General features: G+C 40.2%; 16 protein-coding genes. 3 read left to right on the top strand and 13 right to left on the bottom strand.

Annotated features, from left to right (window positions below):
- The first annotated feature begins 50 nt into the window (after positions 1–50).
- Positions 51–1,040, top strand: a complete 990-nt coding sequence (locus ACVRZ8_RS07055; protein ID WP_447448615.1) for an L-lactate dehydrogenase — start codon at positions 51–53, stop codon at positions 1,038–1,040.
- 293 nt (positions 1,041–1,333) lie between these two features.
- On the opposite strand, the gene ACVRZ8_RS07050 is transcribed toward ACVRZ8_RS07055, so the two are convergent.
- The gene (locus tag ACVRZ8_RS07050) at positions 1,334–2,140 is read right to left on the bottom strand and encodes a methyltransferase domain-containing protein (RefSeq protein WP_447448621.1); all 807 of its coding nucleotides are present in this window, start codon (positions 2,138–2,140) and stop codon (positions 1,334–1,336) included.
- Positions 2,141–2,232: 92 nt separating this feature from the next.
- Positions 2,233–3,600 carry a H2O-forming NADH oxidase gene (gene nox, locus ACVRZ8_RS07045; protein WP_447448614.1) on the bottom strand — a complete coding sequence of 456 codons (1,368 nt, stop codon included), beginning with the start codon at positions 3,598–3,600 and terminating at the stop codon, positions 2,233–2,235.
- 259 nt (positions 3,601–3,859) lie between these two features.
- Here nox and ACVRZ8_RS07040 point away from each other — a divergent pair, with 259 nt between their 5' ends.
- Positions 3,860–4,264 carry a PASTA domain-containing protein gene (locus ACVRZ8_RS07040; RefSeq protein ID WP_447448613.1) on the top strand — a complete coding sequence of 135 codons (405 nt, stop codon included), beginning with the start codon at positions 3,860–3,862 and terminating at the stop codon, positions 4,262–4,264.
- Positions 4,265–4,821: 557 nt separating this feature from the next.
- Here the strand turns inward: ACVRZ8_RS07040 and ACVRZ8_RS07035 are convergent.
- From ACVRZ8_RS07035 to ACVRZ8_RS07025, 3 genes are all read right to left on the bottom strand, one after another.
- Positions 4,822–6,363: an ABC-F family ATP-binding cassette domain-containing protein gene (locus ACVRZ8_RS07035; RefSeq protein WP_447448612.1), complete on the bottom strand. Its 1,542-nt coding sequence runs from the start codon at positions 6,361–6,363 to the stop codon at positions 4,822–4,824.
- A gap of 322 nt (positions 6,364–6,685) precedes the next feature.
- The gene (locus ACVRZ8_RS07030; protein WP_447448611.1) at positions 6,686–7,222 is read right to left on the bottom strand and encodes an ECF transporter S component; all 537 of its coding nucleotides are present in this window, start codon (positions 7,220–7,222) and stop codon (positions 6,686–6,688) included.
- On the bottom strand, positions 7,219–8,070 hold the full coding sequence (locus tag ACVRZ8_RS07025) for a pyridoxamine kinase (RefSeq protein WP_447448610.1): 852 nt from the start codon (positions 8,068–8,070) through the stop codon (positions 7,219–7,221). The genes ACVRZ8_RS07030 and ACVRZ8_RS07025 overlap by 4 nt, the downstream gene beginning before the upstream one ends.
- Positions 8,071–8,166: 96 nt before the next feature.
- Between ACVRZ8_RS07025 and ACVRZ8_RS07020 the strand changes: the two genes are divergently transcribed.
- On the top strand, positions 8,167–9,402 hold the full coding sequence (locus ACVRZ8_RS07020) for an aminotransferase-like domain-containing protein (RefSeq protein WP_447448609.1): 1,236 nt from the start codon (positions 8,167–8,169) through the stop codon (positions 9,400–9,402).
- Positions 9,403–9,779: 377 nt separating this feature from the next.
- On the opposite strand, the gene ACVRZ8_RS07015 is transcribed toward ACVRZ8_RS07020, so the two are convergent.
- The 8 genes from ACVRZ8_RS07015 to ACVRZ8_RS06980 all read right to left on the bottom strand — a co-directional run bounded on the left by ACVRZ8_RS07015 (position 9,780) and on the right by ACVRZ8_RS06980 (position 21,676).
- The gene (locus ACVRZ8_RS07015) at positions 9,780–10,118 is read right to left on the bottom strand and encodes an ATP cone domain-containing protein (protein ID WP_447448608.1); all 339 of its coding nucleotides are present in this window, start codon (positions 10,116–10,118) and stop codon (positions 9,780–9,782) included.
- A gap of 176 nt (positions 10,119–10,294) precedes the next feature.
- A complete protein-coding gene (pheT, locus tag ACVRZ8_RS07010; RefSeq protein ID WP_447448607.1) occupies positions 10,295–12,700 on the bottom strand; it encodes a phenylalanine--tRNA ligase subunit beta in 2,406 nt (801 codons plus the stop codon).
- A gap of 190 nt (positions 12,701–12,890) precedes the next feature.
- On the bottom strand, positions 12,891–13,415 hold the full coding sequence (locus ACVRZ8_RS07005) for a GNAT family N-acetyltransferase (RefSeq protein WP_447448606.1): 525 nt from the start codon (positions 13,413–13,415) through the stop codon (positions 12,891–12,893).
- Positions 13,416–13,440: 25 nt separating this feature from the next.
- Positions 13,441–14,484, bottom strand: a complete 1,044-nt coding sequence (gene pheS / locus ACVRZ8_RS07000; protein WP_447448605.1) for a phenylalanine--tRNA ligase subunit alpha — start codon at positions 14,482–14,484, stop codon at positions 13,441–13,443.
- Between the two features lie 667 nt (positions 14,485–15,151).
- Positions 15,152–18,685 carry a chromosome segregation protein SMC gene (smc, locus tag ACVRZ8_RS06995; protein WP_447448604.1) on the bottom strand — a complete coding sequence of 1,178 codons (3,534 nt, stop codon included), beginning with the start codon at positions 18,683–18,685 and terminating at the stop codon, positions 15,152–15,154.
- Positions 18,686–18,687: 2 nt separating this feature from the next.
- Positions 18,688–19,377 (bottom strand): ribonuclease III, encoded by a 690-nt coding sequence (rnc, locus tag ACVRZ8_RS06990; protein ID WP_447448603.1) that lies wholly within the window; start codon positions 19,375–19,377, stop codon positions 18,688–18,690.
- Positions 19,378–19,537: 160 nt separating this feature from the next.
- Entirely contained in the window at positions 19,538–20,473 is a 936-nt protein-coding gene (dapA, locus tag ACVRZ8_RS06985; protein WP_447448602.1) for a 4-hydroxy-tetrahydrodipicolinate synthase, read from the bottom strand.
- Between the two features lie 126 nt (positions 20,474–20,599).
- Complete coding sequence (locus ACVRZ8_RS06980; protein WP_447448601.1) at positions 20,600–21,676, bottom strand: aspartate-semialdehyde dehydrogenase; 1,077 nt, start codon at positions 21,674–21,676, stop codon at positions 20,600–20,602.
- Between the last annotated feature and the right edge of the window lie 79 nt (positions 21,677–21,755).

Raw genomic sequence — 21,755 nt, 5'->3', positions numbered from 1 at the left:
TAAAGTTTATACGGGGTTCCCCAAATAAATAATTAAGGAGACGTTTAGACATGACTGCAACTAAACAACACAAAAAAGTTATCCTTGTCGGTGATGGTGCCGTAGGTTCATCTTATGCTTTTGCTTTGGTTACTCAAGGAATTGCACAAGAGCTTGGTATTATCGAAATCCCACAACTTCACGAAAAGGCTGTAGGTGATGCCCTTGACCTTAGCCATGCCCTTGCTTTTACTTCACCTAAAAAAATCTACGCAGCACAATACTCTGACTGTGCTGATGCAGACCTCGTCGTTATCACCGCTGGTGCACCTCAAAAACCAGGCGAAACGCGTCTTGATCTTGTTGGTAAAAACCTTGCCATTAATAAATCTATCGTTACTCAGGTTATTGAGTCAGGTTTCAACGGTATTTTCCTTGTAGCTGCTAACCCAGTTGATGTGTTGACTTACTCAACATGGAAATTCTCAGGATTCCCTAAAGAACGTGTCATCGGTTCAGGTACTTCTCTTGATACTGCTCGCTTCCGTCAAGCTCTTGCTGAAAAACTTAATGTTGATGCACGTTCAGTCCATGCTTACATTATGGGAGAACATGGTGATTCAGAATTTGCAGTTTGGTCACACGCTAACGTTGCCGGTGTCAATCTTGAAAGCTATCTGCAAGATATCCAAAATTTCAACGCTGCTGAATTAGTTGAATTGTTTGAAGGTGTCCGCGATGCTGCTTACACTATCATCAACAAAAAAGGAGCTACTTTCTACGGTATCGCAGTTGCACTTGCTCGTATTACCAAAGCTATTCTTGATGATGAAAATGCAGTGCTTCCGCTTTCAGTCTTCCAAGACGGTCATTATGCTGGTGTTAATGATGTCTTTATTGGTCAACCAGCTATTGTTGGGGCACACGGTATTGTACGTCCAGTAAACATTCCATTAAATGATGCTGAAAAGCAAAAAATGCAAGCTTCTGCAAAGGAATTGAAAGCTATTATTGATAAAGCTTGGGAAAATCCAGACTTCCAAGCAGCTTCCAAAAACTAAGCTTAAAGATATATATAAAGGCAGGTCACAAATGACCTGCCTTTTTGATGCAGTGACCTTCTCCCTATACAGTTCATTAGACGCTTTCACAATGCCTAACTGCAGCTGATACAAATAAGTCTGTCAAACTGTCAGAAATGAAAAATAAAACAAGTGGAGCTTTGCACAACAAGACTCTGGGATAGACTGTTTTATATTAGTAATTAAAACGAATTTACTGACAAAATCAACTTTCCTTATTAGCTCAAAGATCTCTCAAACATGGTTGTTCCGCCCTCTTTTTAATAACAACATTATTTATTAGCTATGAAGAATAATCTTGGAAACGGAAAGAGAATTTCCCCGTTTTTCTGAACAGGATAGGCTTCTTCGATCATCATTAACAGTTCCTGACAAAACAGTTGTTGCTCTCTAGAGCTTAATTGAGAAAGATGGGGTCTTAAACCTGTTCCTTGATACCAATCCAGAATACTCTGATGAGACGGCATTACATGGAAATAAGTCGTTTCCCATAACGAATAATTACTGGACTTAGCTGCAAGAATATTTGCATAGTCCTTAACTTCTAAAGTATGATAAAAACTGGACTGGCTCATCTTAGCAGACCAGCTGTGCTGATTAATCAGCTGGTTAATCAACTCCTCCATTAAGACCTTATCCGTTAAAGGAATCTGAACAGCCAGCTGTCCATTATCAGCCAGACTATCTAACATATCCTGCAAAAGTTTTTCGTGATTGGGCACCCATTGTATACAGGCATTTGAAAAAATTAAATCAAAAGCAGAATTCAATCTCTCAAAATCGGATTGTGCATCAAAGCGAACATACTTCAACTGAGGATGATTTTCTCTAGCCTGAATAAGCATATCTTCTGATGAATCGCCGCCTAAAATGTTTGCTTGCGGAAAGCGTTGAAATAAAATTGCAGTGCTGTTTCCCGGACCGCAGCCTAAATCAAAAACTGTCTGGGGTTCTCTGTCAATTCTATTTACCAGATCAATAGCTGGCTGGGTTCGTTCTGCGATAAACTTCTGATATTGTTCTGCATTCCAGTCAAACATAACATTTCCTCTATTTATACATTTTATACAGTATAACATCTGCAATACGAAAAAGCGATTGATTGTATTTTTTACAAAGAAAACACAGTCATCGCTTTTGTTTAAATATTTGTCAATGAAAATCTCACCGCTTACTCAGCCGCAAGTGCTGCCATGGTTATATAGTTATAAGGTTTATTGAAATGAGGCAGGAAGAAAATATCCATTAAGCTCAGTTTGTCAATAGTAACGCCTTCTTGAATAGCAAGTGAAAACATGTGAATTCCCATGGAAATATCTTCTTTAGAGGCCATTTGTGCCCCTAAAATACGGCGGCTATCTTTATCATAGACGATTTTAATAGTTACTGGGAAATTATCATGTTCCATAAAATCTGGTTTCTGCTTGTCTTTGTATTCCGTTACAGCCGCATTGAAACCATTACGCTCAGCTTTTTCAAGGGTTAAACCAGTGGAAACCATATTAAGACCGTAAATAGAAATACCATTTGAGCCTTGAACACCGATACCTTCTAACTCTTTACCACAGGCATTATGCGCAGCGACAATTCCTGTACGAAGGGCATTTGAAGCTAAAGCGATATAACCTGTTTCTCCTGTAGTATTATCATAAATAGTTGCACAGTCACCGATAGCATAAACATCTGGAATTGATGTCTCCTGCTGCTTATTGACAAGAAAAGCACCGTTTCGGAAAAGTTCAATTCGACCATCCCCTAAAGCAGTATTTGGCCTGAAACCGACTGCAAGAACTACCATATCAACATCATACTCTGTCTTATCTGTAATAATTTTTTCAACTTTGCCATTGCCTGCAATTTCTTTGACAGTCTGTCCAAAGGCTAATTGGATACCGTTGTTTTCCATATTTTTAGCCATCATATCTGTCAGGTCTTTGTCGTAATACCCCGCTAAGCAAGTATCTACAACGTCAATAAGGATAACCTCTTTACCTTTACGCTGGAATGCTTCCGCTAATTCGACTCCGATATAACCAGCACCAACAACTGCTACACGATTAATGTCATTGCTTTTAAGTTTTTCAATAACATCAACCGAATTCTGATAGAGCTTTACAAATTGAAGATTTTCAAGAGTTGCCTCAAATTCACGAGAATCTTTTTTGAATTCAGCACCTTTAATTGGCGGCAAAATAGGCTGCGAACCTGTTGCCAAAATTAATTTGTCATAGGATTCAACGTGTTTTTGACCATTAACAATTGCTGTTACTTCTTTTTTATCATAATCAACCGAAATAACTGGTGATTCCATATAAACCTTGGCTCCAAGAGATTCCAACTCTTCTTTGCTGGAATAAAAAAGACCTTCTGAGCCTGAGATTTGCTCACCAATCCAAAGTGCCATACCGCACCCTAAAAAAGAGATATTTGAATTTTGGTCAAAAACCACAACTTCATTAGTATCCCCGTAATTTGTCAGCATGGTTTTAATACAGACCGTACCCGCATGATTCGCACCGACAACAACAATTTTAGACATAGTTTTCCAACTTTCTTTGTTTTTACTTTTCTTTTTTACCTTGTCATTTTATCATAGTTAGAAAACGGTTACACCTAATATGCTCATCTCCAGTAATTTTTTATCCCAAGAAATTTAAAAGGTGGCAATAAAAGGATGGCAGTTATGAAAGCTATTACAAATCAATGAAAACCTACTCCATAAATAATAATACTTCCATTATTTGCTTTGCTCTGCTATTTTGCTAAAAAACTGCTATAATCTAAAGCGGAGGTGTTTTATGGCAAGTAAATCTAAATGGATTAAAGGGCTAGGAGCCGTGGGCAGAATCTTATCTGTTATTCCCGATACAACTGAAATTATCGGACGCGCTATTGAGAATACATCCCCTATTATCCAAAAAGAATTAGATCGCAGGCATGCTCGTAAATCTGCTTTACTCACTTTAGATGATGTTAGACATTTAGACGTTAATCTAGCTAAGGAGCACCTTGAATCTAAAGGCTTTACAGTCATAACTGTTCTGGCTAAAGCCAGCCAGAGATGGAGCCGTTCTAGATGCAATGAAGTCGTCCGTATGGTTCCCCGTGCTGGAAAAGTTGCACCAGATTCTTTAATTAAACTCTATTATCTTAATGAAGAACTTCTAGCAGAAAGCAAAAAGCGTGCTCAGAAAAATAAATAATATAAAAACCAAGAGACTGTAAATGGGATAGACAACCATGCTTGCTACGCACTTACCTGCAGCAAATACAGAAAAGTGGCTGGGACGAAAGTCCCTCTAAGATTGTCATACAAATAGCCATAACAGTTTGATACAGTGGTTGAAAAAAACTCTGTTGACTAAAGTCAACAGAGTTTCCCCTACACAGTCCAGTGGACTGTTTCAGATTAGCAACAAAAAACTAGGGCTTGCCGAGAAATCGATTTCTATGAAATCCTGATTCGCTTTTTGTTTTTAAGCTCATGAAGAAAACATCCACTGGGGATTTTCTTATACGTAATCTTCACGATTACACTCTTCTGTGGATGATTGCACAGCAATCATTGTGGTTTGTCCCACTCCCTTTATAGTTGATTACTTATTCATTGTGGGACAAATCAATCCACTCTACTAACAAAGAACCCAGCCCCCAAGCTTTTTTTAACATGACCCCAAATCCTGTATTACTTCAACAGAGAATCTAAACAGGACTTGGGGTCATAAATTTAATCAATTATTGCACCATGAATCCAGATTGCTCAGGTTAATTCATTGAAATCCCAGACAGCTGTTACCCAGCTTTCGTAGAAATCAGGCTCATGACAAACCATTAGAACAGTTCCCTTATAAGCTTGCAAAGCTCTCTTAAGCTCATTTTTAGCATCCGTATCCAAATGGTTCGTAGGTTCATCCAAAACAAGAACATTATTTGCTTGATTCATCAGCAGACAAAAACGTACCTTGGCCTGCTCTCCACCAGAGAGCACTTGAATTTGACTTTCAATATGTTTGGAAGTCAATCCGCATTTGGCAAGAGCTGCGCGAACCTCTGCCTGATTTAGTGCTGGAAAAGCATCCCAAACAGCTTCCAGTGGAGTTTGACGCGAACTCTCAGTCTCCTGCTCAAAATAACCTAGATCAATAAAATCGCCTCTTTCAACATTTCCTTGCAGTGGTTTAATTTCACCAAGCAAGCTGCGCAATAAAGTTGTTTTCCCAATACCATTGGCACCAATAATAGCAATTTTTTGATTGCGTTCTAAAGTGAGATTGAGAGGCGTTTTAGTCAGAGGACGCTCATAACCGATAACCAGATCCTTGGTTTGAAAGACAAAACGGCTTGGTGTCCGTGATTCTTTAAAATGAAATTCTGGTTTTGGTTTTTCTGCCTGCAGTTCAATAATATCCATTTTGTCCAACTTTTTCTGACGGGACATAGCCATATTACGAGTAGCTACACGTGCTTTATTTCGGTTGACAAAGTCCTGTAAATCTGCAATTTCTTTTTGCTGACGCTCATAGGCTGCTTCCAGCTGTGCTTTTTTCATGGCATAAACCGACTGAAAATTATCATAATCTCCAGCATAGCGAACCAAGTTAAGATTTTCTACATGATAGACAATATTGATGACATCGTTAAGAAAAGGGATATCATGTGAGATGAGAATAAAGGCATTTTCATACTCTTGCAGATAACGCTTAAGCCAAGCAATATGTTCTGTATCCAGATAATTAGTCGGTTCATCAAGTAAAAGAATGTCTGGTTTTTCAAGAAGGAGCTTTGCAAGCAAAATCTTAGTCCTTTGACCACCTGACAATTCTGTCACATCCGAATCCATCCCAAATTCCATAACTCCCAAGGCGCGCGCAACCTCATCGATTTTAGCATCCAACGTATAAAAATCACGCGATTCCAGACGATCTTGCAGCTCACCAACCTCATCCATGAGGACTGCAACATCAGCACCTTCTTCAGCCATAGACATATAGATATCATTGATGCGTGCTTCTGTTTTAAAGAGTTCGTCAAAAGCTGTGCGAAGGACGTCACGCACCGTCATTCCCTTTTCAAGAACTGCGTGCTGGTCAAGATAGCCGACTGACACATAACGTGACCACTCTATCTTACCTTCATCAGGCTGCAAATGCCCTGTTACAATGGACATAAATGTTGATTTTCCTTCACCATTAGCACCAACAAGACCGATATGTTCTCCCTTCAACAGACGAAAAGAAACATTTTCAAAAATAGCACGATCACCGAAACCATGGCTGAGATTTTTAACTTCTAAAATTGACATAAAACACTAAAATCCAAAAGCTCATAAACTGAGATTTGGAAGATGTTGATTCCTTTCTAACTGTAAATAGCCTTTTTATTTTATCATTTTTTAGAAGAAATTGAGCACATTTCAGCTGATTTCTTTAATGCCATCTTGAAATATATAACAACTACTACGCAAAAAAAGAGCCAGGACTTTACTGACCTGCCTCTCCAAATTAGATTTTTTCTATCTCATTTAAGAGCAGTCTATCCTAACCTCTTTTTATCGTTTATTTAAAGCCAAACGGTTTGTCAAAACCAACTTAAACAGCAACTTCGTTTTTTGTCGTCTCTTTTGATTAGCTTTCTTTTCTTCCTAATATTTTTTTGAAGATAGGATATAAAATAGGTACTGAGATCGCTGTAACCAAAGAAGTCCCAAAAGTTCCACCTATATTAACAAGAGCTGCCAAAAACGCCGCAGACCAGCTTAAATTCCCAACAATGACACCCGTTAAAGTATATTCAACAGCGTTCATAATAATTTTAATCACAGCTGCACTGATAGCAACGATAATAATATGGATCAGTTTATCGTCTCCCTTGAGCCATTTTTCAAAAACGAAATAGATAATCAAGCAGACCACCCAAGCTTCTAAAATGGTCAGCCAAACCTCTGCTGCATAGCCATTAAAAATATCAAAGATCCCTAAACCAACTGCAGCAATCAAAGCACCGCGTTTGACACCGTAAATCAAAACAGCTATGACAACCAAAGCATTGCCAAAATGTACAAATTGCGGTCCAACAGGAATACGCAAAGCTTGAATACTAATGAAGATTAAAGCCGCAAAAAGGCTCATTTCTACTAATAAGCGTGTTTTATCTGATCTCATTTTTTATCCTCCAATAATGTCCTAAATGCACTAAATAAATAGCCTAAATGTTCCTCATAAAGCAAGCCTAATCTTAAATCAGATTGATTTTTGCGAGTTGTTTCCATTGTCCTGTCAAGAAAAGATAAGGCTAAAGGAATACCATCAGCTAAACTAATTCCCTGAAAATAGACCGCTGTTACGATTGCTGTTAGGAGATCGCCTGTTCCAAAAAAATGCTCAGGGTAACGCAAAGACATTGCATAGTTAATCGTATTCGTTTTCGCATTTAGATAAGCGACTCCTATTTTCTCAGAAGAAAATGAAATTCCTGTTAAAATGACATGTTTAGCTCCTAAATCCGCTAAACGATGCAACAACTCTTCAACCTGTTCTTGAGAATATTCTTCAGCTAAAAATTCAGTTTCAGTCAAAAAGGCAGCCTCGGTTAAATTAGGCAAAATAAGCTCTGCTGATTGGCATAGCTCTTTAAGTACCTTGACATGATCGGCATTAAAACCTGAGTACAGTTTTCCGTCATCTCCCATGATAGGATCAACTACTAGCGGCAAAGAGTGTTTTTTTGCATAATTTCCAAGAAGTTTTGCTTGATTGATATTTTTTAAATACCCCGTAACCACACCATTAAAAGGAATTTTCAGCTGTTCCCATTGAAACAGAGAAGCTGACATGCCTTTTGTAAATTCTTCAGCATATAGGTGGTCAAATCCTCCTGTATGTGAGGATAGGATAACAGTCGGCAGAGGACTGACTTCAATTCCGCAAGCCGCTAAAATAGGCAACATACTGGTCAAGGCGACTTTTCCTAAGCCAACTAAATCATTAGCAGCAATAATTCTCTTAGGCATCTTGAACTCCATTATTAATTGATAGAATCATTGTATAAAAAAGAAAACTGCTGTACAATAGTCTTACAAGTAAACTGTATGGGGACAAAAAATATTATGACTAGTAAATATTCAAGAATTTGTCAAGACATTAAACAAAATATTAATCAAGGACTGCTAAAAAAAGGGGATAAAATCCCTTCTATTCGCAAACTTAGTAAAGCATACGGCTGCAGCAAAGACACTGTCCAGCATGCCCTGCTGGAACTGAAATATCAAAATATTCTTTACGCTGTTCATAAAAGCGGTTATTATGTTCTTGAAGGCATGCAGGAGAATGACGAATTAGATATTAGTCTGACAGACTACAGCAACCGTGCTTACGAAGATTTTCGTTTATGTGTCAATGAAAGTTTGGAAGGCAGGGAAAATTATCTCTTCAACTACTATCATCAGCAGGAAGGTTTAGAAGCTTTGATCGCTTCTTTTCAAAAGCAACTGGAAGATACAGGCGTTTACAGCAAGAAAAAAAATATTGTTGTCACATCGGGAAGCCAACAGGCGCTTTATATTCTCACTCAGATGGACTTTCCCAACAACAAAGAAATGATTCTGCTTGAACAGCCAACCTATCATCGAATGAATGACTTAGTGCGCTCACAAAATCTTCCTTACATGACAATTAAGCGAGATTTTCAGGGACTTGATTTTAAAAAATTAGAGGAACTTTTTCAAAATTATCCGATTAAGTGTTTTTATACCATATCACGCTACTCCAACCCCTTAGGCCTAACCTATCATTTGCAGGAAAAGCAGGCCTTAGCAGAACTTGCTTATAAGTACGATGTTTATATTATCGAAGATGACTACATGGGAGATTTTGCTAAGACTGGAGATTTACCAATCCATTATTATGATACTCACGAAAAAGTGATCTATCTAAAATCCTTCTCTATGACCCTATTTCCTGCTCTGCGTTTGAGCAGTTTAGTTTTACCTCAGAATTTGACCCGTTCTTTTTTAGATTATAAAAGGCTTATTGATTATGATACTAACCTCATTATGCAAAAAGCTCTCTCTCTTTATATTGATAATGGCATGTTTGCCAAAAATCTCAAATACCTAAATAGAGTCTTTGCTCATCACATGAAACAAACTCTGGCAAAGTTGGCAAAATACCAAATAACCAAAAATTATGTTCTAGCTCCGCATTTCGTCAGTCTTTATTTAACAGATGCTAAAAGCGACTCGTTAATCGAAAACTATATGAATAGGGAAAGATCACATTATCTGCGGTTGACCATTGACGAAAAGCTTTCTTATAATCTTGAAAAATGGAAATCACATCTCTAATTTGATCATACAAAAAAGAGAGTGGGACAAAAGTCTCAAACTCCTTCAATCTGTGCAACATCAAATGTTTGACGCAGTGGTTTATTGGAAGTCCTTATCCCTTGCTAGACAAGATACAAAGAGCGTTTACGAGCAAAGGCAAAATAGGAGTTTTGACGAAGAGTCACAAGACTCTAGGAGAAACTATCTTTTTGACACAGCTCGTAGCTCGTGTTCAATTACGCAAGTGATAGCTCAAACAGTTTGGGGAACTGTTTGAGGTTATCTAATCCTATGAACGTTAGTTCATATCAATCCCTAATAAACTGTGCGGAGGTGGGACAACAAAATCGAAATCGCCATTCCATGACGATTTACCGATTTTTGTCCCACTCTCTTTACTTTGTCTGCTCAAAACGCAGATGAACAATAATACTATCACCATAACCGTTACGTTCAAGATCGCGCTGCAAACGATACGAGATATAATGCTCAGCGATATTGATATAACCAGCTTCCATCAAACGATTTTCAACCAAGGATTGAATCATATTGATTGTTGGGCGTTCTACTTGTGCATCTTCCAAATCAAGAGCTACTTTTTTAGTAACTTGTGCTAAATTTTGACGCCAAGTATCATCTAAAACATATACAGTCTGAGCTGCTTTTAAGATGGCCTGATAAATTTTATCCGGATCAAAATCCGCTACTTGACCGTCACGCTTGATAATTTGCATGTTCTGCCCTCTTTTCATGTCTTTTTAAATATTATGCAAAGCTTTTGCATATTTGTCAAGTAAAAATGACTGAAAACAGACAATTATGTATAATTTTTGAAACAGCCTTTAGAAGACTTTCCCGTGTAATTTTTTCATTAGAGCAAAAAATCTACCCCGAAGGATAGATTTTCGGCTTATCTCACTTCCGCTCCGACAGTTTCGGTCAGAGCTTTGGTGATTTTTTCCATGTATTTGGCGACTTCCTCATCAGTCAAGTTGTCACTTGGATTTTGGAAAGTCAGGCTGTAGGCCATTGATTTCTTGCCAAGACCCAGTTTTTCACCTGAGAAGACATCAAAGAGTTTAATTGCTGCCAGACGTTTGACGCCAGCAGATTGGATAGCATCCACGACTTCTTGATGGCTGACTTCTGCGTCCAATAGCAGAGCAATATCACGAGAAACAGCTGGGAATTTCGTGATGTCTTGGAAGACCTTGTCATCCGTGAGCGCAGCTTCTACTGCATCTAGGTTGATTTCAGCCACATAAGTTTCTGGAATGCTATAGTCTTTAGCGGTTTGCGGATGCACTTGCCCTACAAAACCAACTGCTTGACCATCCAGCAAGATAGCTGCTGTACGACCTGGATGCATACTTGCTAAACCTCTCTCAGCGACAAAGGCAAAGGTCAATCCAAGTTTGGCAGCCAAGGCTTCCACGATACCTTTAGCATAGAAGAAGTCAACTGGCGTTGCCTTGGTTTGGAAATCTTTTTCAGCCACAAGACCAGAGATAGCAAAGGCAAAGGTACTGATTTCATTTGGCAATTCAGCTTTTGGATTGCCTTTTTGTTCAAAGATTTTACCGATTTCATAGATGGCAAGGTTGCTGTTCTTACGGGCAACATTGTAAGCGACAGTGTCCAACATGCCTGATACGATGTTTTGGCGAAGAGCAGAGCGTTCAACAGACATTGGCCACATGAGCTCAGTCACGTTGCTTGGAGTAAGGGTGAATTCTACCGCTTTTTCAGGTGTTGTCAGAGCATAAGAGATGATTTCTGACAGACCTGCACCTTCAGCAATCGTACGAACCTTGCGACGTAATTTTTGCGACTTAGTCAATTCACCGGCTGTCCCTGCTGCTTCAGGAAGCGTTGTTGGCAACTTATCATAACCATAGATGCGGGCAACTTCTTCCACCAAGTCAGCCTGAATAGCAATGTCCCAACGGCGACGAGGTACAGAAACGGTGAATTTTTCAGCATTTCCTGTTACATCAAAGCCAAGCTTGGCAAAGACATCTTCAATGTCTGCATAAGTCAGGGCTGTTCCCAAACGCACATTGACATAGTCAAGAGTCGTTGACACTTGGACAGGTTCTGTCGGTACTAAACCAGCTTCAATACGTCCTGATAAGACCTCGCCATCTGCTAATTCTGTCAGCATAGCAGCTGCAAAGTCAAGAGCTTGCGCAACTGTGGCATAGTTAATGCCTTTTTCAAAACGTGATGACGATTCAGAACGCAGATTAAGACGGCTACTGGTTTTACGGATTGATTTGCCATCAAAAACAGCTGCTTCAAGAACAACGTTCTTAGAGGCATTATCAATTTCAGTTGATTGACCGCCCATGACACCACCAAGAGCAACAGGCTTATCTGCAACGGTAATCACGATATCTTCTGCTGTCAAATCGCGTTCTTCGCCATCAAGAGTGACCAATTTTTCACCGTCACGTGCATCACGCGCAAGGATTTTCTTGCCTTCAAACTTGTCTAAATCAAAGGCATGCATGGGTTGTCCAAAATAGAGAAGAATATAATTGGTTACGTCCACCACGTTATTGATAGGACGAATACCAGCATTCATGAGCAGATTTTGCAGCCATTGCGGACTTGGTTTAACGGTGACATTTTCAACGACACGAGCCTTGTAAGTCAAAACCTTATCAGATGCAATCGCAACATCAATAACATCCTTAGCCGCTCTGCCATTTTCCACCAAAGCCTTCTCTGAGAAGTGCACCTCTTTGCCATAGATGGCTGCCACCTCGTGAGCTACTCCACGCATAGAGAGGGCGTCCGCACGATTAGGTGTGATAGACAGTTCGATAATTTCATCATCCAAGTCAAGGTATGGGAAGATGCTATCGCCAGGCACCGCATCTTCAGGTAAGATTTGGATACCATCAGCGAATTCTTTTGGAATAATGCTGTCAGGCAAACCAAGTTCTTGAAGAGAACAAATCATACCCAGAGATTCCATACCACGGATTTTACCTTTTTTAATTTTGTGATTGTCAGCGATGCGAGCGCCAGGAAGGGCTACGATGACATTGATACCCGCTTTGACATTCGGTGCTCCACAGACAATTTGACGTAAGGTCTCGTCACCTGTGTCCACTTGACAAAGGTGCAAATGTGTTTCTGGCACATCTTCACAAGATACAATATGACCAACAACTAATTTTGACAAGCCATCAGCTGGGCTTTCAACCCCTTCGACTTCAATACCTGTCGTTGACATTTTTTCGGCGAGTTCGTGGGTGGTGACATCAACATCCACAAGTTCTTTTAACCATTTATATGATACTAACATAATTCAAGATACCAAACCTCTAACAAGCAAAGTCGTCTAGAAAAGCTGACGAGAATGCCTATGCCTAGACAGTTTCTAACTCTTTGACACAGCTTGCCGGGTGGATTCAATTCCTTTCGTTTTTCTTATAAGTCTTTTTTTCTAAGTTAATACAGACAATCATTTTGGAATGGCTGTCGCCATCTAATTTCTACTTCAGTCGCTTTCGCAAGAGCCAGTCCACATCGACTTTGTCATCTGAGACAGGGAAAGCATGTTCGGCAAATTTTTCAAAGCCGTATTTTTTGTAAAAAGCTTGCGCTTTGAAGTTATGTTCCCAAACTCCCAGCCAGGCCCAAGTAAAGCCTTTTTGCTCTGCTATTTCCAAAGCAAACTCAAACATCTGCTTACCTAAGCCCAGTCCTTGAAATTTTTGCAAGACATAAATCCGTTGGATTTCAAAAGCGTCAGCCAGTTCATGCTCCGTTTGAGCAGCCCCCCAGTTGACCTTGAGATAGCCTGCAATCTGACCATCTACCTTGATGAATCGATAAAGCGATTCTGGATGACTTAGCTCTGCTGACAAGACTTCTATGGTATAGGCTTGATCAAAGAAAGCCTGCAATTGTTCAGGAGTATTGTCGTGAGCAAAGGTTTCTGTAAATGTTTGGATGGCGATGTCACGAAGCTTATTGACATCTTCCATTTCAATTTTTTCTAATGTGATTTTAGACATAAGAGCCTCACCTGTGGTGACTGCCTCAGTTGAACTGCTGGCTGAAACGAACATCGCCTTGGTAGAAACCACGAATGTCATTAATTCCGTAACGCAGCATGGCAATACGTTCTTGACCTAAACCAAAGGCAAAGCCAGAGTATTCTTCAGAGTCAACACCTGACATTTCAAGAACACTTGGGTGAACCATACCTGCACCAAGAACCTCAATCCAACCTGTTTTCTTGCAGACATTACAGCCTTTACCGCCGCATTTGAAACAAGAAACATCAACCTCAACAGAAGGTTCAGTAAATGGGAAATAAGAGGGACGCAAACGAATTTTACGATCTTCACCAAACATTTTTTTACTAATCATCTCAAGCGTTCCCTTGAGGTCGCCCATAGAGATATTTTTACCAACGACTAGACCTTCGATTTGATGGAATTGGTGAGAGTGCGTCGCATCATCGGTATCACGACGGAAAACACGTCCGGGCGAAATCATCTTGAGTGGTCCCTTAGAAAAATCATGCTTATCAAGTGTACGTGCTTGGACAGGACTGGTATGCGTGCGCAGCAAAATATCCTCAGTAATGTAGAAAGTATCCTGCATATCACGCGCTGGGTGATCCTTTGGCAAATTCATACGCTCAAAATTATAGTAGTCTTGCTCGACTTCATATCCATCAACGACCTGAAAGCCCATACCAAGAAAAATATCTTCAATTTCTTCACTTGTCTGACTAAGAACATGCCGATTTCCCAATTTGACACGACGTCCAGGGAGTGTGATATCTAAGCTTTCTGATTCTAATTGTGCTTGAATTTTTGCAGCTTCAACGATTTTAGCAGTCTCATCAAAAGCTTCTGTCAAAACATCGCGCACTTCGTTGACCATTTTACCGACAACAGGCCGTTCTTCTTTTGATAAGTCTTTCAGACCTTTCAAAAGATCAGTCAATGACCCTTTCTTTCCGAGCACCTGCACGCGCAAATCCTGCAATTCTTTGGCGTGATTGCCCTTCATTTCTTTCAGTTTAGCCTGAGTCGAAACTTTCAACTCTTCTAATTGTGTTTGTAAATCCATGAGATTTCCTTTCAAATTTCGATACAGAATTAAAACCACAAAAATACCGCCTATCAATCCCCAAGCGGAGCGTTGACACGCGGTACCATCCGTTTTTATCTGGAAAACCAGACCTTAATTCCCAGCCTTAATGAGAGTGAATTGGCCAATCTTTCTCTGAGGGGACTTCCAGTCACGATCCCCACTCCCTGTCAAATTCCAAAAGGTTACTAGTCTCTCAGGCTCTATTCAATTGCTTTTTATTTTACCAAAAAATGGCTTAGCTTTCAAGTCGAATTGAAAAGCCCAAGATTTCATCACCTCGGGCTTCCCTACAGTAGTAATTAAATGAGGTTATCATCTACCTCGAAATCATCGGATGTGTTCAAAATGAAATACCATCTGTCAAATTTAACTACTAATGCACTTTGAAATATCCATATCCCCATATGACATTTCACATATATTCTACCATATAGTAATAAAATTGCAACTTTTTACCTTCTCATAAATTCTATGATATTAAGAAAGGAATCGTTTTCAATATAGTTTCAAAAAGTATGAAATCCAATTCTTTACTTTTCTGATATGTTTCGCCGTTAATTCATAATATCGCAGACTTTTCCCGTATATTATCTAAAAATAACGGCAGCTCGTTCGGATGCTTTCAGCATTCTCTAATCAAATTTTAGTCCAAATGCAAGTCCTTCAGTTTGACTGAGACGATTTTAGAGACACCAGATTCCTGCATGGTCACTCCATAGATAGAATCTGCTGCAGACATGGTTCCCTTACGGTGAGTCACCACGATAAATTGACTGGATTTATCAAAGCGGTTAAGATAATCTCCAAAACGTTTGACATTGGCCTCATCTAATGCTGCCTCAACCTCATCTAGGATGACAAAAGGAATCGTTTTTACACGAATAATAGAAAATAGCAGAGCTAAAGCCGACAGAGCCTTTTCGCCACCAGACATAAGATTAAGCGATTGAATTTTCTTACCCGGCGGCTGAACAGAAATGTCTACACCAGCATTAAGCAGATCATCTGAAGTCAGCAAAAGGTCTGCTGTCCCCCCACCAAACATTTGTGTAAAGGTCTGCTTAAATGATTGACGAATGGCCTCAAAAGTCGTCTTGAAACGCGCCTTGACTTCATCATCCATATCATGAATTGTTTCCAAAAGAAGATCTTTAGCATTGGTCAAATCCTCTTTTTGAGCATTTAAGAAACTAAGACGCTGGCTTACCTCATCAAATTGCGTGATGGCCTCCAAATTGATAGGGCCCAAAGCTTTAATGGCACGTTCCAAATTTTTTAAATTCTGACGAGCAGACGTTTCATTGTCTATGCTGTCAACAATAGCCTTAGCCCCTTCAAGTGACAGTTGGTATTCTTCTGCCAGACGCGCAGCAAATTGGCGCAAAGATTGAGTCAGCTGACTTTCATTACTTTCCAAACGTGTCTGCTGGCGAATGAGATCTTCATTGCGGTTTCCTGCCTTCATCAAGCGATCGTCTAAATCTTCTAACTGCCCTTCACAGTCTTCCAATTCAAATTTAGCACGAACCAGATTTTGCTCTAAATCTGTCTTTCGCTGACTGGCTTCTGCTAAATCAGACTGCAAGCGCGGCAAACGCTCTGCATCATGACCGCTTTCTTGATTTGTCAAAAGAGCCTGTCTTTCTTGCTCTTCTGCTTCTAAATCTGTTAACTCTGTCTGCAGACGCTCTATTTCTGATTTCCCAAAACGAATTTCTGCTTGTAAATCACGTTCTTTCAACCGTAAAGCAGAGCCTTGTTCTTGAAGATCCTGCGTTTGCTTAGTAATAGCATCTTTATCCGTTTTTATCTCTTCAATACGTTTATTGATACTTTTACGTTCTGCCTGAATCTTGGAAATCTCTGCTTCTAGCCCACTTTTACTAGCTACTAATTCATCTCTGTCGTTTTGGTCAAGAAGTTCAGAAAAACCTGCAAGTAACTGCTTAGCCTGCTCCAATACCTGCACCTGCTGCTCATATTCCATAGCAGCCTTTTGCTCTTTCAGCCGAGCTGTCTCTCCTTCTTCCTTGACTTTCTCCACACGTTCTTTAGCCTGCTCACGAGCTAAACGGGCTTTTTCAACATTACTTTCCTTCAGAGATAGCTCCGCTTTTAATTCAGAAATCTCAGTCAGCAGGGCATCTAACTCAGGTTTGATAAAAAGATTATTGTTCTGCCTATTGGTACCACCTGCAAAAGCTCCGCCCGGACGAATTTCCGATCCATCCAAGGTCACCATGCGCACCTGAAAACGGACAGCGCGCGCAGCTGCATTAGCATGATCAATCGTATCAAAAATAGCCGTTACACCAAGTAAGTTTTGAAAAATACCTGAAAGACGCGGTTCAAATGTTACCAAATCACTCGCTAAACCAATAAAACCTGCACTTTTAGCCAAACTTTGAGCATGTTGCTGACTAATCTGACGCGGTTTTATCGTGGTCAATGGCAAGAGAGTTGCGCGCCCTTGACGGCTGCGCTTAAGAAAATTAATGGAACGTTTGGCCGCAGCCTCATCTTCTACAATAATATTCTGACTACTGGCTCCCATAGCAATCTCCAAAGCCGTCTGGTACTTTTTATCAAAAGTCAAATGCTCACTGACCGCTCCAATAATTCCCTTAATTTCACGTGCATTCTGAAGTACTGCTTTTACACCTGCATAAAAATTGCTGTGACTTTTCTGGATGGCCTCCAAGCTGTTTTTGCGGGCTTCCTTACCCTTTATATTATCCAGCAATTCAAACATAGCCGTTTGGGATTTTTGATAATGTTCTTCTGAGGCTTGATGCGCTTGGTTGGCTTTTTGATAGTCATCCAAAAGCAATTTGACTTGCTCTTTAGCCAGCTCAAGCTTCTCATTTCCTTCTTTAGCTGCCTGTTTCGCCAGCAAAAGATGCTCCTGAGCCTGCTTTTTCTCCTCAGCCTGAGCAGCTTGTGCTTCTTCCTGACTTTCCAAACTATGCCTAGTCTGGGTTAATTGGTTAGAAAAAGCAGCTTCCTTTTGCATGAGAGCCACATAATCTTCACGAAGGCGTTCAATCATTAAATCTGGATCATCGGAAAACTGAGATAAACTGGTTTGAACCTGGGTTAAGTTCTCAGCGATTTCTGCAAGCTCTGCGGACATCTCAGACTGATTTGATTTGACCGACTTTAGCTTATTATTAAGCTGTATTTTTAGCTCAGCAATTTCGGCCAAACGTGCCTGCGTTTCTTCTTTCTTTTCAGACTTTTGCTGGCTCTCCATTGTAAAGATATCCATTTGACGCTGAAAATCCGAAATTAAACGGGTTACCTCAAGCAGAGTCTGCTGATCTTTCGTCATCTGTTCTGAGAGTTGATGGCGTTTTTGCTTTAATTCCTGATTTTCAGTCTCCAATCGCTGACGCTCTGCATAGTAATCTGAAAGTTCTTTCTTGACCGCTGCAAGCCGAGTTTGAACCGTTTCTAAATCAGTCTTACCAGACTCAATATCGTGTACTAAAAGATTAAGCTGAACCTGCTTACGCTCTTCATCTAATTCCAAAAAGCGCTTAGCTGTCGCTGCTTGCTTTTCCAAAGGTTTAACCTGAGATACCAGCTCATAAATAATATCCTCAAGACGATCCAGATTATCCTGCGTCTGTTGCAGCTTGTTCTGAGTTTCTTTTTTACGTGTTTTATACTTAAGAACCCCAGCTGCTTCTTCAAAGATAGCACGGCGTTCTTCGGGTTTAGAATTAAAGATTTCTTCTACACGGCCTTGCGAAATGATTGAAAAAGAATCGCGTCCAAGTCCAGTATCCATAAATAAATCATGAATATCACGCAGGCGAACCTTTTTCCCATCAATCAAATAATCATTGTCACCATTGCGGTAAATGTGACGCTCTACACGAATTTCAGCTCCGCCATTGGCAATGAAACCATCGGAATTATCAAGAGTTACGGCTACTTCTGCATAGTTCAGAGCTTTACGAACTTCAGTACCTGCAAAAATAACATCAGGCATTTTACCGCCACGAAGGCTTTTTGCGGACGATTCCCCTAAAGCCCAGCGCAGACTTTCTGTGATATTAGATTTACCTGAGCCATTTGGCCCAACCACAGCAGTAACCCCCTTGTCAAAGACCACCTGTGTTTTATCTGCAAAAGACTTAAAGCCCTGCATTTGAATTGATTTGAGATACATGTTTAGTTTCCTAATTGTTTTAGAGCTACTTCTGCAGCTGCCTGTTCTGCTAATTTTTTAGATTTTCCAGTTCCTGAACTCAGTTCTTTACCATCAACAGTCACTAAAACAGTGAATATTTTGGAATGGGCAGGTCCTGATTCTTCAATTACAGTGTAAGCAATATCAACGGTACCGTGAATTTGGAGACGCTCTTGAAGAGCTGTCTTATAGTCTGTCACTCGGTCAAAGTCGCCCTTTTCAACCTGCGGAATCATGACTTCGCCCAAAAATTTTTCAACAGCAGGCAATCCCTGATCGAGGTAGAGAGCACCCAAAAAAGCTTCCCAAAGATCTCCTAAAATGGTAGCACGTTTGCGGCCGCCTGAGCGTTCTTCACCCTTTCCCAGACGAATATATTTCTCAAAACCGCAAACCTTAGTAAAGCCTGCCAGACTTTCTTCTCGGACAATCATGCTGCGCAATTTAGACATCTCACCTTCAGGTTTGTCTGGATAACGCCGATAAAGATAATTAGAAATGACTAATTGCAGAGCCGCGTCTCCTAAAAATTCCAAACGCTCATTATGTGAAATGTTTAGGAGACGGTGCTCGTTGGCATAACTGGTATGAGTAAAAGCTGTTTCAAGCAGATTTTTTTGATTAAATACAATATCAAAATCCTGCGCTAGCTTTGTTTCTAAAGCTTTCATAAAGCTCCTTTCTTTTTTCTATTATCATACATTAGATTTTAAAAGACAGCAAGTTAGCTGTATCTTGTCTATTATACCAAAATTATAGTCAAATGATTAGGATTTACGTCAATTTCATTGATGGCAAGAAAAAAGAACCGGCTGGTTCTCTGATATTCTACTAATAATCTGGACGAACAACACCTGTGACGGTTTCACGCGTTGCGACAATATCTTCCTCAAGAACTACCTTGATAATTCTTTTAGCTTCTTCTGGCGTACAAGAAACCAAAGGCAGGCGCAATGGTCCCACCTCAAAACCAAGATGGTTCAGTACCGCTTTAACAGGTGCTGGGCTAGGTACAGAAAAGAGAGCGTTAACTTTTGGAATAAATTTACGCTGAATAGCTGCCGCAGCCTTTATGTCATTATTTTTAATCGCTTGAAGCATGGCAAACATTTCATCTCCATTACTATGCGAAGCTACCGAAATAACACCGTCTGCTCCTAAATTCATGGCATGAAAAGCATCTCCATCCTCACCTGTATAAATCAGGAAATCATCAGGCTTATGTTCGATAAGATAGGCCATATTGGCTAGGCTTGTACATTCTTTAACACCAATGATGTTGGGATGCTCTGCCAAACGCAGCATGGTTTCTGGCGTCATCTCTACGACAACACGGCCTGGAATATTATAGATGATAATTGGCAAATCAGAAGCATCAGCAATAGCTTTGAAGTGCTGATAAAGACCATCCTGAGATGGTTTGTTATAGTAAGGAACAATGGCCAGTCCTGCCGCAAAACCGCCAAAATCAGCCACTTCTTTTGCGAATTCAATCGAATCACGAGTGTCATTAGTACCGACACCTGCAATTAAAGGAACACGCCCTGCAACAATTTTCTGGACAGCCGCAAAGAGCTCCAATTCCTCATCATGTGTCAGCGTTGGACTTTCAGCTGTTGTTCCAGCCAATAAGAGACCATCTGTGTGATGTGCCAAGAGATGCTCAATCAATTTAGGCAGAGCATCAAAATTAATTGAACCATCGGTATTAAAAGGTGTAATCATAGCCGTGATAATTTTGGCATTGCGAAGTTGTTCAATAGACATCTCAATCTCCTTCCGTTTTTTGATAACTAATCTTTGTAAAAAAATGAGGCTGAGACCAAGTGTCTCAGCCTCATTAGACGATATTCCATGATAAGACTGCAGAATCAAAAGCTGCTAGTCCTTACATTATTTCAATTCAAATTTAAGTTCTTTTGTTGGATGAACCAATCCGCGGTCATGCAGGCTTTCTGCAATTTGGACAGAATTCCAGGCAGCTCCCTTCAAGAGATTGTCTGAAACTACCCACATATGAATACCTTTTTCTGCATCCAAATCTTTACGAATACGACCAACAAAGGTATCACGAGAACCAACTGCATTAACCGCCTGAGGATAGATTTGGTGAGCTACATCATCTTCGAGAACTGCTCCCGGGAATGCAGCAATTGCTTCCTTGATTTCTTCAACAGGTGCAACTTCTTTTGTTTCAATATAAACTGACTCTGAATGTGAAAACAGCACAGGAACACGCACACATGTCGCTGAAACCGCAATAGAATCATCTTCCATGATTTTCTTGGTTTCATTGGTCATTTTCATCTCTTCGTAAGTGTAATCATTGTCAGTGAAAACATCAATTTGCGCCAAAGCATTAAAAGCAATTGGATAGTGCTTCTTATCTCCGCCTGAAGGTAAAATTTCAGCTTTAACCTCTTTAGGATCAGTGCCATCATTAACCACTTCCCTCAATTCACGGACCGTTTCATTGATGGCTGACTGCCCTGCTCCTGACACCGCTTGGTAGGTTGAGACAATGACACGCTCCAATCCCCACTTTTGGCGAATCGGCTCAAGAGCTACCATCATTTGAATAGTGGAACAATTAGGACAGGCAATAATACCATTATGAGCGTCAAGAGCGTGAGCATTGACCTCTGGAACAACCAAAGGAACATCAGGATTTTGACGAAAATGAGAGGTATTATCAACAACAACCGCTCCTGCTTTTACCGCATAAGGTGCAAATTTAGCAGATACAGAGCCGCCTGCTGAAAAAAGAGCAATATCAACTCCCTCAAATGAGTCTTCTGTTGTCAGTTCAACCGTAATATCTTGCCCCTTGTATTGCAAAACTTTGCCTGCTGAGCGGCTTGAAGATAACAGACGAACCTTATCAATTGGAAGCGTTGACTCTTCAAGCTGTTTAATCATACGTGTTCCAACGGCACCCGTAGCACCGACAACTGCAACTGTGTAACCCATAATATACCTCATTGTTTTTGAAAATAGCAGAGCTATCTTCATTATTTTCTAAGAATATACTTGATATTATACTACAATC

This window comes from Streptococcus dentiloxodontae (assembly GCF_053206925.1).
Note: the sequence above shows the minus strand (reverse complement) of the source record. Positions and strands in the feature narration are given on the sequence as shown.

Bases quoted from the DNA above. Each gene is read 5' to 3' on its own strand.
- ACVRZ8_RS07025 (WP_447448610.1), bottom strand. From the start codon at position 8,070: ATGCCTAAGAGAATTATTGCTGCTAATGATTTAGTTGGCTTAGGAAAA.
- rnc (WP_447448603.1), bottom strand. From the start codon at position 19,377: ATGAAAGCTTTAGAAACAAAGCTAGCGCAGGATTTTGATATTGTATTT.
- ACVRZ8_RS07035 (WP_447448612.1), bottom strand. From the start codon at position 6,363: ATGTCAATTTTAGAAGTTAAAAATCTCAGCCATGGTTTCGGTGATCGT.
- ACVRZ8_RS07040 (WP_447448613.1), top strand. From the start codon at position 3,860: ATGGCAAGTAAATCTAAATGGATTAAAGGGCTAGGAGCCGTGGGCAGA.
- pheT (WP_447448607.1), bottom strand. From the start codon at position 12,700: ATGTTAGTATCATATAAATGGTTAAAAGAACTTGTGGATGTTGATGTC.
- smc (WP_447448604.1), bottom strand. From the start codon at position 18,685: ATGTATCTCAAATCAATTCAAATGCAGGGCTTTAAGTCTTTTGCAGAT.
- nox (WP_447448614.1), bottom strand. From the start codon at position 3,600: ATGTCTAAAATTGTTGTTGTCGGTGCGAATCATGCGGGTACGGTCTGT.
- ACVRZ8_RS07020 (WP_447448609.1), top strand. From the start codon at position 8,167: ATGACTAGTAAATATTCAAGAATTTGTCAAGACATTAAACAAAATATT.
- ACVRZ8_RS06980 (WP_447448601.1), bottom strand. From the start codon at position 21,676: ATGGGTTACACAGTTGCAGTTGTCGGTGCTACGGGTGCCGTTGGAACA.
- pheS (WP_447448605.1), bottom strand. From the start codon at position 14,484: ATGGATTTACAAACACAATTAGAAGAGTTGAAAGTTTCGACTCAGGCT.
- dapA (WP_447448602.1), bottom strand. From the start codon at position 20,473: ATGTCTATTGAACAACTTCGCAATGCCAAAATTATCACGGCTATGATT.
- ACVRZ8_RS07055 (WP_447448615.1), top strand. From the start codon at position 51: ATGACTGCAACTAAACAACACAAAAAAGTTATCCTTGTCGGTGATGGT.
- ACVRZ8_RS07050 (WP_447448621.1), bottom strand. From the start codon at position 2,140: ATGTTATACTGTATAAAATGTATAAATAGAGGAAATGTTATGTTTGAC.
- ACVRZ8_RS07005 (WP_447448606.1), bottom strand. From the start codon at position 13,415: ATGTCTAAAATCACATTAGAAAAAATTGAAATGGAAGATGTCAATAAG.
- ACVRZ8_RS07030 (WP_447448611.1), bottom strand. From the start codon at position 7,222: ATGAGATCAGATAAAACACGCTTATTAGTAGAAATGAGCCTTTTTGCG.
- ACVRZ8_RS07015 (WP_447448608.1), bottom strand. From the start codon at position 10,118: ATGCAAATTATCAAGCGTGACGGTCAAGTAGCGGATTTTGATCCGGAT.